This is a genomic window from Streptomyces sp. Alt3 (assembly GCF_030719215.1).
GTDB lineage: Bacteria > Actinomycetota > Actinomycetes > Streptomycetales > Streptomycetaceae > Streptomyces > Streptomyces glycanivorans.
In genome coordinates this window covers 3666768-3680899 of record NZ_CP120983.1, presented here as the reverse complement: position 1 = coordinate 3680899, position 14132 = coordinate 3666768, and the positions used below count along the sequence as shown (strand labels likewise).

Below are 14132 nucleotides of genomic sequence, written 5' to 3'. Positions count from 1 at the left end.
ACGCGGTGTTTCCCGGGCCGGTCAGGCGGCCGGTGTGTGCGGTTCGACGGTGACGCGGGTCAGCAGGTCCTCGTAGGCCTCGCGGTCGAACTCGCCTGCCACCGGAGCCAGTACGGTCGCCGTCGACAGGGCGACCGCGCGGGTCAGCCGGTCCTGCCAGCCCAGTCCTTCGGCGACGGCGGACAGCAGCCCGGCCACGGCGGAGTCGCCCGCCCCGGTCGGGTTGCCCCGCACGGCGGCCGGCGGTGCGGCCCGCCAGATGCCGTCGGGGGTGACCGCGAGGAGCCCGTCCGGGCCGAGCGACGTGACGACGCTGTGCGCGCCGCGGCGGCGGGCGTCGCGGGTGGCGCGCAGGGGTTCACGGGCGCCGGTGAGCTGGGCCAGCTCGTCGGCGTTCGGCTTGACGAGGTCGGGGCGGGCGGCGATGCCGCGGCGCAGGGGCTCGCCCCCGGTGTCCAGGAGCACGGGCACCCCGGCGGAGCGTGCGAGCCGCACCAGTTCCGCGTACGCGCCGACGTGGACGCCGGGAGGGAGGCTGCCGCAGAGTGCGACGGCCTCGGCCCGGGGGAGTAGTTCCCCGAACGTCCCCAGGAAGGACGCCCATTCACCGGCGTCTATGTGCGGGCCCGGTTCGTTGAGCTGGGTCGTGTCGCCGCTGGAGCGGTCGACGACGGCGAGGGTGCGGCGGGTGTTCCCCGCGACGGTCACCAGTGCGTCGGTGGGGTGGTCGGGGAGTGAGCCGAGGAGCTCGCGCAGGACGGCTCCGGTGGCGCCGCCGGCGAAGCCGGTGACGACGGTTTCGTGGCCGAGCGCGGAGAGCACCCGGGCGACGTTGACGCCCTTGCCGCCGGGGCGTTCGGTCACTTCCTGGACGCGGTGGCTGGAGTGCGGGACGAGGGCGGGGACGGCGTACGTCAGGTCGAGTGCCGTGTTCAGTGTGACGGTCAGTATCACCTGTACCGGCCCCCGGTTCCCTCGTAGTCCGCTCGCGCGCCGTCTCCCCGCGGCGCCGTCCCAGGTGATCATGCCAAAGAGGCGGCGGCCGTCCCAGATGCCCGGGACAACCGCCGTCTCTTCGTTACGTGTTCTCTCGCCGGCTGCCCGTCAGACGGCGGCGGGCTTCACGATCCACTCGCCCTGGCGCATGACGCCCTTGAGCACGAAGTCCGCGTCCAGGACGACCAGGTCGGCGTCCTTGCCGGGGTCCAGTGAGCCGACCCTGTCGTCCAGGCCGAGGAGCCGTGCGGGGTTGGCCGAGATGGACCGGACGACGTCCTCGACGGGGATCCTGTCGATCGTCACGGCCCTGCGGAACGCGGTGTCCAGGGTGAGGGTGGAGCCCGCGATCGAGCCGCCTTCGACCAGGCGCGCCACACCGCCCCTGACCTCGACGGCGAGCGGCCCGAGTTCGTAGAAGCCGTCGCCCGCGCCGGCCGCGTCCATGGCGTCGGTGATCAGGGCGACCCGGCCGGCGCCCGCGTGGTGGTAGGCGAGTTCCAGGGCGGCGGGGTGCAGATGCGTGCCGTCGTTGATCAGCTCGACGGTGACCCGCTCGTCCTCCAGGAGGGCCGCGATGGGCCCCGGGGCGCGGTGCCCGATGGCGGGCATCGCGTTGTAGAGGTGCGTGGCGACGGTCGCGCCCGCGTCGATCGCCTCGACGGTCTGCTCGTACGTCGCGTCCGTGTGGCCCACCGCGGCGATCACGCCGTGCTCGGCGAGCAGCCGTACGGACTCGATGCCGCACGGGAGTTCGGTGGCGAGGGTGACCATCCTGGCGCTGCCGCGCGCAGCGTCGAGCAGCTTGCGGACCTCGGCGGGGTCGGGGTCGCGGAGCAGTTCCTCGCTGTGGGCGCCCTTGCGGCACGGCGAGATGAACGGGCCCTCGAAGTGGATTCCGGCGAGCTCGCCCTGTTCGACCAGCTCGGAGAGGAGGCCGGCCTGGCGGGCCAGGAAGTCCATCTCGCCCGTGACGGTGGAGGCGACGACGGTCGTCGTGCCGTGTTCGCGGTGCGCCCGCACCCCGGTCAGGACGTCCTCGGCGGTGCCGGTGGCGAAGGACGCGCCGCCGCCGCCGTGGTTGTGGATGTCCACGAATCCGGGGACCACCCAGTGGCCCGAGAGGTCGACGGTCCTGGCGTCCTCCGTCGTGCTGCCGGCGATCCGGGTGCCCTCGACGATCACCCGGCCGTTCTCGACGGTCCCGGTGGGAAGCACCACCCGGGCACCTGCGAGAACCGTGCTGTCTGCGCGTCCGGCCATCAGGCGGATACCTCCGTGGAGAGTAGATCCCAGGCGAGCAGCCCTGCGCCCAGGCATCCGGCGGTGTCCCCGAGGGCCGCCGGGACGATGTGGGGCAGCTTCTGGAACGTGACCCGTTCCTCGACGGCCGCACGCAGTGGTGTGAACAAGGTTTCCCCCGCCTCGGCGAGACCGCCACCGATGATCAGCGTCCGGGGGTCCAGCAGGGTGAGCGCGGTGACGAGTCCGGCGGCGAGCGCGTCGACGGCGTCCTCCCACACGCGAAGGGCCGCCGGGTCGCCCGAGGCCACGGCCTTCGCGCAGTCCGCGGCGTCCGCGTCGGGGTCGCCGGACGCGGCTGCCCAGGCCCTGGACACGGCGGCGGCCGAGGCGAGGGTCTCCAGACAGCCGCGCTGTCCGCAGCCGCAGTCCGGGCCGTCCGGCCGGACCACGACGTGGCCGATCTCGCCCGCGTAGCCGTGGGCGCCCGCCTCGATGGTGCCCGCGATGCCTATGGCGCCGGCGATGCCGGTGCCGAGCGGCACGAACAGGAAGCGGTCCGCGTCCCGGCCGGCGCCGATCCGCCCCTCGGCGAGGCCGCCGGTGCGGACGTCGTGGCCGAGCGCGACGGGTACGCCGCCGAGCCGTTCGCCGAGCAGTTTCCGCAGCGGGACGTCACGCCAGCCCAGGTTGGCGGCGTAGACGGCGATCCCGCGTTCGGCGTCGACGATGCCGGGCACGGCGACCCCGGCGGCGACAGCGCCTTCTCCGAGGTGCTCCTCGCCGTAGGCGTACAGATCCGCGGCGAAGCCCAGGATGGTCTCCACGACGGCCTCGGCACCGCGGTCCCGGCCGGTGGCCCGGCGCGCCTCGTGGAGCAGTGTGCCGTCGGCCCCGACCAGAGCGGCCTTCATTCCTGTGCCGCCCACATCGAGGGCGATGACGTGTCTCACGGAGACAGTTTCGCCCGACGACCCCTAAAAGGTCTAGTCCACTATCGAGGTTTGTTGAGCACCCATACAAAACGGTCCTGCTAGATTGCCGGTTTGCCGTAGAGGTGGTGTAGACCTCCTTGCGGTGCAGGCCTCCGTCCGGAGGTGAGGCAGGATCGCGGGCCCGTCGCAGGGGACGGTGGCGCCCGCACCGATGGATGTAGGGATGGACAGGGCTGTGCAGCGGCGCTTGGTTGGTCTGACCGCGGTAGTGGCCGCACTCGGTATGACGGCGACGCTGTCGGGGTGCGGTTCGGACACCGGGGGCGGCGACGTCACCCTGAGGCTGGTCGCGGCCGACTACGGCACGGACGCGGGGAACAGCTCCGAGAAGTACTGGGACGACGTCGCCGGCAGGTTCGAGAAGGAGAACCCCGGCATCAAGGTCGAGGTCAGCGTCTACTCCTGGAAGGACGTCGACCGCAAGGTCGCGGAGATGGTGAAGGCCGGCGAGGCTCCCGACATCGCGCAGATCGGTGCCTACGCCGACTACGCGAAGGCGGGCAAGCTCTACACCGCCGACGAGATGATCGCCATCCGCACCACGTCCAACTTCCTGCCCTCGCTCACCGACGCGGGCGAGGTCGGCGGCAATCTGTACGGCCTTCCGTTCGTGGCCAGCACCCGGCTCCTCTTCTACAACAAGGGCCTCTTCGCAAAGGCCGGCCTCGGGGCCCCGCAGACCTGGGACGACATCCGGAACGACGCCGCAGCGCTCGACGAGCGCGGCGTGACCTACCCCTTCGCGCTCCCCCTCGGCCAGGAGGAGTCCCAGGCCGAGACCCTGATGTGGCTGCTCAGCGGAGGCGGCGGCTACACGGACGAGGTCGGCAACTACGCCATCGACTCCGAGGCCAACATAGCGACGTTCGAGTGGCTGAAGGACAACCTCGTCGGCAAGGGGCTCACCGGTCCCGTCGCGCCCGGGAAGCTCGACCGTGCCAAGGCCTTCGACGCCTTCACCGATGGCGACGTGGGCATGCTCAACGGCCACCCGACCCTGATGCAGGAGGCCGAGAAGAAGGGCGTCGAGGTCGGCATGGTCCCGCTCCCCGGGATCGACGGGCCGACGAACGGCTCGATGGGTGTCGCCGACTGGATGATGGGCTTCAAGCAGAACGGCCACCGGGTGCAGATCGGCAAGTTCCTCGACTTCGCCTACCAGGACGACAACGTGCTGGCCTTCGCCGACCAGTACGACCTGCTGCCCGTGACCAGCAGCGCCTCCACCGCGATGGAGGCCGACGACAAGCACGAGTCCCTGCACGAGTTCCTGTCGGCGCTGCCGAACTCGCAGCTCTACCCGTTCGGCAAGACGTCCTGGGCGCAGGCCAGCGAGACGATCAAGGAGAAGATCGGCTCCGCGGTCGAGCCCGGCGGGAACCCGGAGAGCATCCTCGTGGACATCGCGACCAAGGCCCGGCAGGCGGAGAGTGCGGAGTAGGGCTGCCCGGTCCGCGGCCGCGCCGGACCCTGGGTAGGTTGGTTCATATGACCGCCGCCGGCCCCACCGACCCGCTCCCCGACCAGCAGCGCGCCGTGCTGGCCCTGGAACGGCGCTCCTGGGCGGGCCCCGGTGCGAAGGAGCGGGCGATCCGGGAGGAGCTGGGGATCTCGCCGGTCCGCTACTACCAGCTGCTCAACGCGCTCCTCGACGACCGGCGGGCGCTGGAGGAGGACCCGGTCACCGTGAACCGCCTCCGACGGGTCCGCGAGGCGAGACGCGAACGCCGCTGAGCGAGGCACGGCCCTCCGCCGGGCACCGGCCCTCCGGCCGGAAGCCCCAGGGCGGACACGATCCCGTGGGAAGCGAGCCGGGCGGCGGACATCAGCCACCGGGGCAGGGAAGCCGGGCGGCGGGGAGGCCCGCCCGCTACGCTCACCCGCATGGGCAACCCGGCACACCCCCTCCCGACCCCGACCACCCAGGCCGGCCGCGAAGGCCTCGCCGCACTCCTCGCCCGCCCGGCCCGCGCGGTCGTCGCGCTGGACTTCGACGGCACGCTGGCCGACATCGTCCCTGACCCGGAGCGGTCCCGCGCCCACCCCGACGTGGTCCCGGCCCTGTCGGCCCTCGCCCCCCGGGTCGCCGCCGTCGCCGTGATCACCGGCCGCCCGGCGGACACCGCCGTGCGGTACGGCGGCTTCGCCGGGGCGGCGGGCCTCGACCACCTCGTCGTCCTCGGCCACTACGGAGCCGAACGCTGGGACGCAGTCACCGCCGCAGTCCACGCCCCCGACCCGGACCCCGGTGTGGCGGCCGTCCGGGCGGAGCTCCCCGCCGTGCTCGCGGAGGCCGGTGCCGACAGCGGCACCTGGATCGAGGAGAAGGGCGACCGCGCGGTCGCCGTGCACACCCGCCGGGCCGCCGACCCGCAGGCCGCCTTCGAGGCCCTGCGCGCCCCGCTGGCCGGACTGGCCGCCCGCCACGGCCTGATCGTCGAACCGGGCCGTCTGGTCCTGGAGTTGCGTCCGCCCGGCATGGACAAGGGCGTGGCGCTGGAGGAGTACGTCAAGGAGGTCGGCGCCGAGACGGTGCTGTACGCCGGTGACGACCTCGGCGACCTCGCCGCGTACGCCGCCGTGGAGAAGCTGCGCACCCGGGGCGTCAACGGCCTGCTGGTCTGCAGCGGCACCGAGGTCCCCGAACTGGCGGACCGCGCCGACCTGCTGCTGCCCGGCCCGGCCGCGGTGGCGGAGCTGCTCCGCTCCCTCGCCCGGCAGCTCGCAGGGGGCTAGCCCCGCAGCGCGTCCAGCTGGTCCAGGAACCACTGCTGCGGCGGCAGCGCCGTCGCAGCAGTGGCCAGGCGCTTCGAGCGGGCGCTCCGTTCGCCGGGCTCCATCGTGAGCGCCTCGTGCAGCGCCGCCGCCGTGGCCGAGACGTCGTACGGGTTGACCACGAGGGCGTCCTCGCCCAGTTCCTCGTACGCGCCCGCCTCACGGGACAGCACCAGCGCGGCGCCCTCGTCGGAGACGACCGGGACCTCCTTGGCGACCAGGTTCATGCCGTCGCGGATCGGGTTGACCAGGGCCACGTCCGCCAGCCGGTACGCCGCCAGGGAGCGGGCGAAGTCGTCGTCGACGTGGAGCAGGACCGGGGTCCAGCCCTCCGTGCCGTACTCCGCGTTGATGCCGTCGGCGACCCGCTGGACCTCGGCCGTGTAGTCGCGGTAGACCGCGAGGTCCTGCCGCGAGGGATAGGCGAAGGCGATGTGGACCACGCGCTCGCGCCACTCGGGGCGCTCGTCGAGCAGGGCGCGGTAGGCGTGCAGCCCGCGGACGATGTTCTTGGAGAGCTCCGTGCGGTCCACCCGCACGATCGTCCGGCGGTCGGCGCCGATCTGCTCCCGCAGGATCTCCATGCGCTCGTCCACGTCCGCCTCGCGCGAGCGGCGGCGAAGGAAGTCCGCGTCGGCGCCCAGTCCGTGCACCCCGATCCGGGTGTGGCCCGTGCCGCCGAGGATCTCCGTGCAGCAGCCGATGAAGGCGTCGGCCCAGCGGCGGGTCAGGAACGCGGCGCGGTCGGCGCCCAGGATGCCCTTGAGCAGCTGCTCGCCGATGTCGTCGGGCAGCAGCCGGAAGTAGTCGACGGGCGCCCAGGGGGTGTGCGAGAAGTGGCCGATCCGCAGGTCGGGGCGCAGCTCGCGCAGTATGCCGGGGACCAGGGAGAGGTGGTAGTCCTGCACCAGGACCGCGGCGCCCTCGCCCGCCTCCTCGGCCAGGGCCCGGGCGAAGGCCTGGTTGTACGCCTCGTAGGAGGCCCACTGCCGGCGGAACTCCGCGTCGAAGACGGGCTCCACCGGGGTCTGGTAGATCATGTGGTGGACGAACCAGAGCACCGAGTTCGCGATGCCGTTGTAGGCGTCGGCGTGGACCGCGGCGTCGATGTCGAGCATGCGTACGCCGGGCTCGGACACCCCGCGCCGCACCGCCTCGCGGTCGCCGTCGCTGAGGGCGGCGCACACCCACAGCTTGTCGTCGACCGCGCTGAGGCCGGAGACGAGCCCGCCGCCGCCCCGTTTCGAGTCGAGCGTGCCGTCGTCCCGCCGTGTGTACGACACCGGGCCGCGGTTGGACGCGACGAGAACCTGGGCAGCGTGCTCGGAGACCATGTACCCGAACCTAGCCCGTTCGGGAACCCTCCAAACGTGAAGTGAGCGCCGGGCCCCGGGCGAGGAACCGTTACGCCGCGTCGCGGGCCGCGTACTCCGCGATGTCCCGCATCGGCGGCCGTTCCTCGGTGTCCACCGCATGGGTGTGCGGGACGAACCCGTCGGGCCCACGGTCGAACTGGGTGATCTCCGGCCGTACGAGCGGCCCGCGGGAGAGCCGCAGCTGCGCCGTGCGGTAGATGGTGGCGGCCATCCTGCCGAGGGCCTGGCCGTCCTGATGGCGGTGCCTGCGCACGCCGACGTCCACCTGTGCCATGGCGTCCAGGCCGACCGTGTGCAGCGCGTCGACGAGCAGTCCCAGCTCCACCCCGTAACCGACGGGGAAGGGGAGCTGCTCCAGCAGGGAGCGCCGTACCGCGTACTCGCCGCCGAGCGGCTGGACGAAGCCGGCGAGCCGCGGCCAGTGCAGGTTGAGCAGCGGGCGGGCCACCAGTTCCGTCACCCGGCCGCCCTGCCCCGCGGTGTCGCCCAGCGGGCGGTCGTACATGGCCTTCACGAACTGCACCTGCGGGTCGGTCAGCAGCGGGCCGACGATCCCGGACACGAAGTCCGCGGAGAAGTCCTTCAGATCGGCGTCGACGAAGCAGACGATCTCCCCTGTGGTCACCAGCAGTGACCTCCAGAGGACCTCGCCCTTGCCGGGGAGGGCGGGTATCCGGGGGAGTACGGAGTCCCGGTGCACGACCCGGGCGCCGGCCCGACGCGCGACCTCGGCGGTCGCGTCGGTGGAGCCTGAGTCGATCACCACCAGTTCGTCGACGATCCGGACCTTCTCCATCAGCTCGCGCCGGATCTCCGACACGATCTCCCCGACCGTCGCCTCCTCGTTCAGCGCGGGCAGGACGACGCTCACGCGCGAGCGGTGCGGATCCTTCGCCCGGGCGGCCGTGAGGCGGTCGAGCGGGCGGTCGGCAGCAGACCAGGAACGCCTGGTCAGCCAGCGTTCCACCTCTTCCAGCACGGTCGATACTCCCTGTATGTGATCCATCTCGCGGTTCGGACGACTATCTCAACCGTCCAGTGCTTCGGTTACAGTCTTGAACAACGCGGATGACCCTCGCATGTCGGGGTCGGTCCGCGAATAAACGCCCGGATCCATGGTCCGGTGCCATAGCGCTCATCCAGAGGGACTGAGGGAACGGCCCGTTGAAGTCCCGGCAACCCTCCTGCCGACCGCGAGGTCACGGTGGGGAAGGTGCCAATTCCGTCTTGTGGCGAAATACGCCGCAAGGAAGATGAGGAGAAAGGGCCTCCGCCATCATGGCCGTGCAGACAGTTGCAGAGAACACCGATTCTTCCGCCGTGGACCTCGGTCCCGCCGCAGCGCTTTCCTGTCGCGAATGCGGCGAGCGTTTCGAGCTCGGCCCCATTTTCGCCTGCGCGTCCTGTTTCGGGCCGCTCGAAGTGGCGTACGACCTGCCGAGCGGCTCCCCCGAAGAGCTGAAGAAGCGCATCGCCGAGGGGCCGAACAACATCTGGCGTTACGCGCCGCTGCTGCCCGTCCCCTCCGACGTCGCGGACAAGCCCAACATCAACCCCGGCTTCACGAAGCTGGTCAAGGCCGACAACCTCGCCCGCGAGCTGGGCGTGACCGGCGGTCTGTACGTCAAGGACGACTCCGGCAACCCGACGCACTCCTTCAAGGACCGTGTCGTCGCCATCGCCGTCGAGGCGGCCCGCGCCTTCGGGTTCACCACCCTCTCCTGCTCCTCCACCGGCAACCTGGCCGGTGCGGTGGGTGCCGCCGCCGCCCGCGCCGGCTTCCGCTCCTGCGTGTTCATCCCGCACGACCTGGAGCAGGGCAAGGTCGTCATGGCCGCGGTGTACGGCGGCGAGCTCGTCGGCATCGAGGGCAACTACGACGACGTCAACCGCTTCTGCTCGGAGCTCATCGGCGACCCGCTCGGCGAGGGCTGGGGCTTCGTCAACGTCAACCTGCGGCCGTACTACGGCGAGGGCTCCAAGACCCTGGCGTACGAGATCTGCGAGCAGCTCGGCTGGCAGCTGCCCGACCAGCTCGTCATCCCGATCGCGTCCGGCTCGCAGCTCACGAAGATCGACAAGGGCCTCCAGGAGCTGATCAAGCTCGGACTCGTCGAGGACAAGCCGTACAAGATCTTCGGTGCCCAGGCCGAGGGCTGCTCCCCGGTCTCCACCGCCTTCAAGGCCGGCCACGACGTGGTGCGCCCGCAGAAGCCGAACACCATCGCCAAGTCCCTGGCGATCGGCAACCCGGCCGACGGCCCGTACGTCCTGGACATCGCCCGGCGCACCGGCGGTGCCGTGGAGGACGTGAACGACGAGCAGGTCGTCGACGCGATCAAGCTGCTGGCCCGCACCGAGGGCATCTTCGCCGAGACCGCGGGCGGGGTGACCGTCGGTGTGACGAAGAAGCTGATCGACGCCGGTCTGCTCGACCCGTCCCTGACCACCGTCGTCCTGAACACCGGCGACGGCCTGAAGACGCTCGACGCGGTCGCTCCGACGACCGGCCTGTCGGCCACGATCCGGCCCAGCCTGGACGCGTTCCGCGACGCGGGCCTCGCTGCCGCCAACTGACCACCCGAGACCAGAGGAAGGCACCCACATGAGCGTCAAGGTCCGTATCCCCACCATCCTCCGCACCTACACGGGCGGTCAGTCCGAGGTCCCGGCCGAGGGGGCGACCCTCTCCGAGGTCATCGCGTCCCTGGAGCAGAACCACCCGGGCATCGGCGCCCGCGTCCTGGACGACCAGGGCAAGCTGCGCCGCTTCGTCAACGTGTACGTCAACGACGACGACGTGCGCTTCGAGGGCGGTCTGGACGCGGCCACCCCGGACGGCGCCGGCGTCTCGATCATCCCGGCCGTCGCCGGAGGCTGACGGCGGGACGGTGCGGGCCGCTCGTCGCGGTCCGGCCGCACGGCATTCACACGATGGCCCCCTCCACGGGAAACGGAGGGGGCCATTCTGCATGGTTGAGCACGGTACAGTTGGGGAAGTCCCCGCAGTTGCCCGCGCTATCCACATATGAGAATGCGCCCTGCCGCGACAAGAAGTAGCCAAAGTACGTGAACCCCTTGAGGCATAAGTCGCCTTTGTCAGGCCCGACTTGCCCTGGAATCCAATGAATTCCCCCTATCCGTGTGGCCGCGTGTGCCCAGATTTCTCGTCCGATTGACCTGTTGCAGAGGGCAGTTGGGCAGATACATTCGGCCGCGGTCGACGCGTTCCGGCGCACGCCACCCTCTCCTGTCGGAGGGTGAGTTCTGACCCGGGTCCGCGAAGTGCGGTCTCGTGCAAGGGCCAGTAATAGGGGAGTTGGGCATGGCTCAGGGCACCGTCAAGTGGTTCAACGCGGAGAAGGGGTACGGCTTCATCGCGGTCGACGGTGGTGCGGATGTTTTCGTCCACTACAGCGCGATCCAGATGGACGGGTACCGCACCCTCGAAGAGGGTCAGCGAGTTGAATTCGAGATCTCGCAGGGCCAGAAGGGGCCCCAGGCGGACATGGTCAAGCTCGCCGTCGGCTGAGCTCGGCGCGGTCGGCCAACGACACCGTCACACACGCGAGGCCCGTACCTCCCATCGGGGGACGGGCCTCACGTGCGTCTCCGGGCGCCCGTCACGGGCCTGCGGCGGAGCCCCGAGGTTGTCCACATCCCGAAGAGGACGCTTGCACTCGAAGGGGTCGAGTGCTAATCATTGGCGTTAGCACTCTCCAGGTGAGAGTGACAGAACTTGGACCGGGCCGGTGAGGCCCGCAGGCTTGGTGGGGCAAGGAACCACCTGGCACGCTGGCCGTCCGTCGCGGGCGCCTCTCGGTCCGGAGAAATCCACCCCTGTCCGGGAGGACCACTTCACATGGCCAAGATCATCGCGTTCGACGAGGAGGCACGGCGCGGTCTCGAGCGCGGGATGAACCAGCTCGCCGACGCCGTCAAGGTCACCCTCGGCCCCAAGGGCCGTAACGTCGTCCTCGAGAAGAAGTGGGGCGCGCCCACGATCACCAACGATGGTGTTTCCATCGCCAAGGAGATCGAGCTCGAGGACCCGTACGAGAAGATCGGTGCGGAGCTGGTCAAGGAGGTCGCCAAGAAGACGGACGACGTCGCCGGCGACGGTACGACCACCGCCACCGTTCTCGCCCAGGCGCTCGTCCGCGAGGGCCTGCGCAACGTCGCCGCGGGTGCCAACCCGATGGCTCTGAAGCGTGGCATCGAGAAGGCCGTCGAGGCCGTCTCCGCCGCTCTGCTGGAGCAGGCGAAGGACGTGGAGACCAAGGAGCAGATCGCTTCGACGGCCTCCATCTCCGCTGCCGACACCGAGATCGGCGCCAAGATCGCCGAGGCTATGGACAAGGTCGGCAAGGAAGGCGTCATCACCGTCGAGGAGTCCCAGACCTTCGGTCTGGAGCTGGAACTCACCGAGGGCATGCGCTTCGACAAGGGCTACATCTCGGCCTACTTCGCCACCGACATGGAGCGTATGGAGACGTCGTTCGACGACCCGTACATCCTGATCGTCAACTCCAAGATCAGCAACGTGAAGGACCTCCTTCCGCTGCTGGAGAAGGTCATGCAGTCGGGCAAGCCCCTGCTGATCATCGCGGAGGACGTCGAGGGCGAGGCTCTGTCGACGCTGGTCGTCAACAAGATCCGTGGCACCTTCAAGTCCGTCGCCGTCAAGGCTCCGGGCTTCGGTGACCGCCGCAAGGCCATGCTCGGCGACATCGCCATCCTCACCGGTGGCACCGTCATCTCCGAGGAGGTCGGTCTCAAGCTGGAGAACGCCGGCCTGGACCTGCTCGGCAGCGCCCGCAAGGTCGTCATCACCAAGGACGAGACCACGATCGTCGACGGTGCCGGTGACAGCGACCAGGTTCAGGGTCGCGTCAACCAGATCCGTGCCGAGATCGAGAACTCCGACTCGGACTACGACCGCGAGAAGCTCCAGGAGCGCCTCGCGAAGCTGGCCGGCGGCGTGGCCGTCATCAAGGCCGGCGCCGCCACCGAGGTGGAGCTCAAGGAGCGCAAGCACCGCATCGAGGACGCGGTGCGCAACGCCAAGGCCGCCGTCGAGGAGGGCATCGTCGCCGGTGGTGGCGTGGCTCTGCTCCAGGCCTCGGCCGTCTTCGAGAAGCTCGACCTGACGGGCGACGAGGCCACCGGTGCCAACGCCGTCAAGCTCGCGCTGGAGGCCCCGCTCAAGCAGATCGCCGTCAACGGTGGTCTCGAGGGTGGAGTCGTCGTCGAGAAGGTGCGCAACCTGCCGATCGGTCACGGCCTCAACGCCGCGACCGGCGAGTACGTCGACATGATCGCCGAGGGCATTCTCGACCCGGCGAAGGTCACGCGCTCCGCCCTGCAGAACGCCGCGTCCATCGCCGCGCTCTTCCTCACCACCGAGGCCGTCATCGCCGACAAGCCGGAGAAGGCCTCCGCGGCCGCTCCGGGCGGCATGCCGGGCGGTGACATGGACTTCTGATCCTCGGATCAGTCGCTCCAGGCAGTACCCGCAGTATCCGTGCGACGCCGGCCCCCGGGATTCCTCCCGGGGCCGGCGTCGTCGTACGTGCCGCTCTCACCTCGCGGGAGCGGTCAGTATGCAGAGCGGCCGGCCCTCGTCGGGGTCGCCGACGTAGGTCCAGAGCTTGAGGGTGCCGCCCTTGCGCAGTGCCTCGTAGACGAAGCTTTCGTCATCGGCCCCGAACGACACCTCGACGCGGGTCCCTTCCTTCCCGTCCTGGCTCTCCCAGGTGCCGGGGCCGGACCTGGGCCCCTCCGTGCCGTCGATGATGTCGAAGTCGCTGCACACGTGGTCGGCGGCTGTCGTCCCGTCCGCCTTCAGCTCCAGCGTGCCGCCCTCGGCGTCCGTCCATGTCGTGGCCGCCCGGGACGGGGAGAGCAGGACCGGCTCGCCGCCGGGCACCGGCGGGACGGCGAACCTGCCGCAGGACACGAGGCTGAGGGCGAGCGGAACGAGGACCAGGAGGGACCGGCAGGAACGCGACACACGCCACCTCGGCACTTGTACGGGACACGGGCGCGAGCGGCCGGTGCACGAGGAGAGTAAGGCAGGCGCCGGAGCCCGCCCGGCCCGGGGGCGGTGCCGCCGGGTACGACTGCGAAGTGGAGCCGGATACTGAACACTTCATGCCTTCGTGAAGGAGAGTGACCGGTGACCACCGACGTGCGTACAGGGCCGCCCACCGCGGGCGGCGAGCGGGAGACGCTGCGGGCCTTTCTCGACTACCACCGCGCCACCCTCGCCATGAAGTGCGAAGGGCTGGACGACGAACAGCTGCGGCAGCGGTCGATGCCCCCTTCGACGCTCTCCCTCCTCGGTCTGGTGCGCCACATGGCCGAGGTGGAACGCGCATGGTTCCGGAGGGTGTTCGAGGACCATGAGGCGCCCATGGTCTGGTCGGACCGGATCGACTTCCAGGCGGCGTACGACGCGAGCGCCTCCACGCGGGCGGAGGCGTTCGGCGCCTGGGAGGCCGAGGTGGAGCGCTCGCGCCGCATCGAGCGGCAGGCCGAGTCCCTGGACCTGACGGGGCTCCAGCCGCGCTGGGGTAAGGACGTCTCGCTGCGCATGGTGATGGTGCACGTGCTGCTGGAATACGGCCGCCACAACGGGCACGCGGACTTCCTCCGCGAGGGCGTCGACGGAACGGTGGGCGCCTGAACGCCGGACGGGGGCATCCGAGGACCCGGTGCGGAGGGTCGCCCCCTGCGGCCTCGTGTC

Annotated in this window: 14 protein-coding genes and 1 riboswitch; of the genes, 8 read left to right on the top strand and 6 right to left on the bottom strand. The window is 70.7% G+C overall.

Translation table 11 applies throughout. The features are described from left to right. Positions 1 to 21: 21 nt before the first annotated feature. From P8A20_RS15965 to P8A20_RS15955, 3 genes are all read right to left on the bottom strand, one after another. Entirely contained in the window at positions 22 to 954 is a 933-nt protein-coding gene (locus P8A20_RS15965; protein WP_147964175.1) for a 1-phosphofructokinase family hexose kinase, read from the bottom strand. A gap of 150 nt (positions 955 to 1104) precedes the next feature. Continuing rightward, positions 1105 to 2259: an N-acetylglucosamine-6-phosphate deacetylase gene (gene nagA, locus P8A20_RS15960; RefSeq protein WP_306103711.1), complete on the bottom strand. Its 1155-nt coding sequence runs from the start codon at positions 2257 to 2259 to the stop codon at positions 1105 to 1107. Next, positions 2259 to 3152: an ROK family protein gene (locus P8A20_RS15955; protein WP_371606772.1), complete on the bottom strand. Its 894-nt coding sequence runs from the start codon at positions 3150 to 3152 to the stop codon at positions 2259 to 2261. The genes nagA and P8A20_RS15955 overlap by 1 nt, the downstream gene beginning before the upstream one ends. A 244-nt stretch (positions 3153 to 3396) precedes the next feature. On the opposite strand from P8A20_RS15955, the gene P8A20_RS15950 reads away from it, so the two are divergent. The 3 genes from P8A20_RS15950 (at position 3397) to otsB (ending at position 5969) form a co-directional block, all read left to right on the top strand. Beyond that, the gene (locus P8A20_RS15950; RefSeq protein WP_147964027.1) at positions 3397 to 4674 is read left to right on the top strand and encodes an ABC transporter substrate-binding protein; all 1278 of its coding nucleotides are present in this window, start codon (positions 3397 to 3399) and stop codon (positions 4672 to 4674) included. 47 nt (positions 4675 to 4721) lie between these two features. Further along, positions 4722 to 4967 carry a DUF3263 domain-containing protein gene (locus tag P8A20_RS15945; RefSeq protein WP_147964026.1) on the top strand — a complete coding sequence of 82 codons (246 nt, stop codon included), beginning with the start codon at positions 4722 to 4724 and terminating at the stop codon, positions 4965 to 4967. Positions 4968 to 5117: 150 nt separating this feature from the next. Continuing rightward, complete coding sequence (otsB, locus tag P8A20_RS15940; RefSeq protein WP_306103710.1) at positions 5118 to 5969, top strand: trehalose-phosphatase; 852 nt, start codon at positions 5118 to 5120, stop codon at positions 5967 to 5969. Here the strand turns inward: otsB and P8A20_RS15935 are convergent. Together P8A20_RS15935 and P8A20_RS15930 are read right to left on the bottom strand one after the other, a co-directional pair. Next, on the bottom strand, positions 5966 to 7342 hold the full coding sequence (locus P8A20_RS15935; protein ID WP_306103709.1) for an alpha,alpha-trehalose-phosphate synthase (UDP-forming): 1377 nt from the start codon (positions 7340 to 7342) through the stop codon (positions 5966 to 5968). The genes otsB and P8A20_RS15935 overlap by 4 nt on opposite strands. Before the next feature lie 70 nt (positions 7343 to 7412). Continuing rightward, positions 7413 to 8363, bottom strand: coding sequence for a glucosyl-3-phosphoglycerate synthase (locus P8A20_RS15930; protein ID WP_147964174.1), 951 nt, complete (start codon positions 8361 to 8363; stop codon positions 7413 to 7415). 153 nt (positions 8364 to 8516) lie between these two features. Then, a riboswitch (SAM riboswitch) is annotated at positions 8517 to 8644 on the top strand. A gap of 18 nt (positions 8645 to 8662) precedes the next feature. Here P8A20_RS15930 and thrC point away from each other — a divergent pair. The 4 genes from thrC (at position 8663) to groL (ending at position 12869) form a co-directional block, all read left to right on the top strand. Continuing rightward, positions 8663 to 9961 (top strand): threonine synthase, encoded by a 1299-nt coding sequence (gene thrC / locus P8A20_RS15925; RefSeq protein ID WP_147964024.1) that lies wholly within the window; start codon positions 8663 to 8665, stop codon positions 9959 to 9961. A gap of 28 nt (positions 9962 to 9989) precedes the next feature. Next, a complete protein-coding gene (locus P8A20_RS15920) occupies positions 9990 to 10265 on the top strand; it encodes a MoaD/ThiS family protein (protein WP_147964023.1) in 276 nt (91 codons plus the stop codon). A 444-nt stretch (positions 10266 to 10709) separates the two neighbouring features. Continuing rightward, the gene (locus tag P8A20_RS15915; protein ID WP_003967346.1) at positions 10710 to 10916 is read left to right on the top strand and encodes a cold-shock protein; all 207 of its coding nucleotides are present in this window, start codon (positions 10710 to 10712) and stop codon (positions 10914 to 10916) included. Between the two features lie 330 nt (positions 10917 to 11246). Next, on the top strand, positions 11247 to 12869 hold the full coding sequence (gene groL / locus P8A20_RS15910) for a chaperonin GroEL (RefSeq protein ID WP_014154853.1): 1623 nt from the start codon (positions 11247 to 11249) through the stop codon (positions 12867 to 12869). 96 nt (positions 12870 to 12965) lie between these two features. Here the strand turns inward: groL and P8A20_RS15905 are convergent, their stop codons facing one another. Then, a complete protein-coding gene (locus P8A20_RS15905) occupies positions 12966 to 13397 on the bottom strand; it encodes a hypothetical protein (protein ID WP_147964022.1) in 432 nt (143 codons plus the stop codon). Between the two features lie 165 nt (positions 13398 to 13562). Here P8A20_RS15905 and P8A20_RS15900 point away from each other — a divergent pair, with 165 nt between their 5' ends. Next, the gene (locus tag P8A20_RS15900) at positions 13563 to 14072 is read left to right on the top strand and encodes a DinB family protein (RefSeq protein WP_147964021.1); all 510 of its coding nucleotides are present in this window, start codon (positions 13563 to 13565) and stop codon (positions 14070 to 14072) included. Positions 14073 to 14132 lie beyond the last annotated feature (60 nt).

Excerpts from the sequence above, each read along its gene's own strand:
- nagA (WP_306103711.1), bottom strand. The coding sequence starts at position 2,259 with ATGGCCGGACGCGCAGACAGCACGGTTCTCGCAGGTGCCCGGGTGGTG.
- P8A20_RS15955 (WP_371606772.1), bottom strand. The coding sequence starts at position 3,152 with ATGAAGGCCGCTCTGGTCGGGGCCGACGGCACACTGCTCCACGAGGCG.
- P8A20_RS15950 (WP_147964027.1), top strand. The coding sequence starts at position 3,397 with ATGGACAGGGCTGTGCAGCGGCGCTTGGTTGGTCTGACCGCGGTAGTG.
- P8A20_RS15945 (WP_147964026.1), top strand. The coding sequence starts at position 4,722 with ATGACCGCCGCCGGCCCCACCGACCCGCTCCCCGACCAGCAGCGCGCC.
- otsB (WP_306103710.1), top strand. The coding sequence starts at position 5,118 with ATGGGCAACCCGGCACACCCCCTCCCGACCCCGACCACCCAGGCCGGC.
- P8A20_RS15935 (WP_306103709.1), bottom strand. The coding sequence starts at position 7,342 with ATGGTCTCCGAGCACGCTGCCCAGGTTCTCGTCGCGTCCAACCGCGGC.
- thrC (WP_147964024.1), top strand. The coding sequence starts at position 8,663 with ATGGCCGTGCAGACAGTTGCAGAGAACACCGATTCTTCCGCCGTGGAC.
- P8A20_RS15920 (WP_147964023.1), top strand. The coding sequence starts at position 9,990 with ATGAGCGTCAAGGTCCGTATCCCCACCATCCTCCGCACCTACACGGGC.
- P8A20_RS15915 (WP_003967346.1), top strand. The coding sequence starts at position 10,710 with ATGGCTCAGGGCACCGTCAAGTGGTTCAACGCGGAGAAGGGGTACGGC.
- groL (WP_014154853.1), top strand. The coding sequence starts at position 11,247 with ATGGCCAAGATCATCGCGTTCGACGAGGAGGCACGGCGCGGTCTCGAG.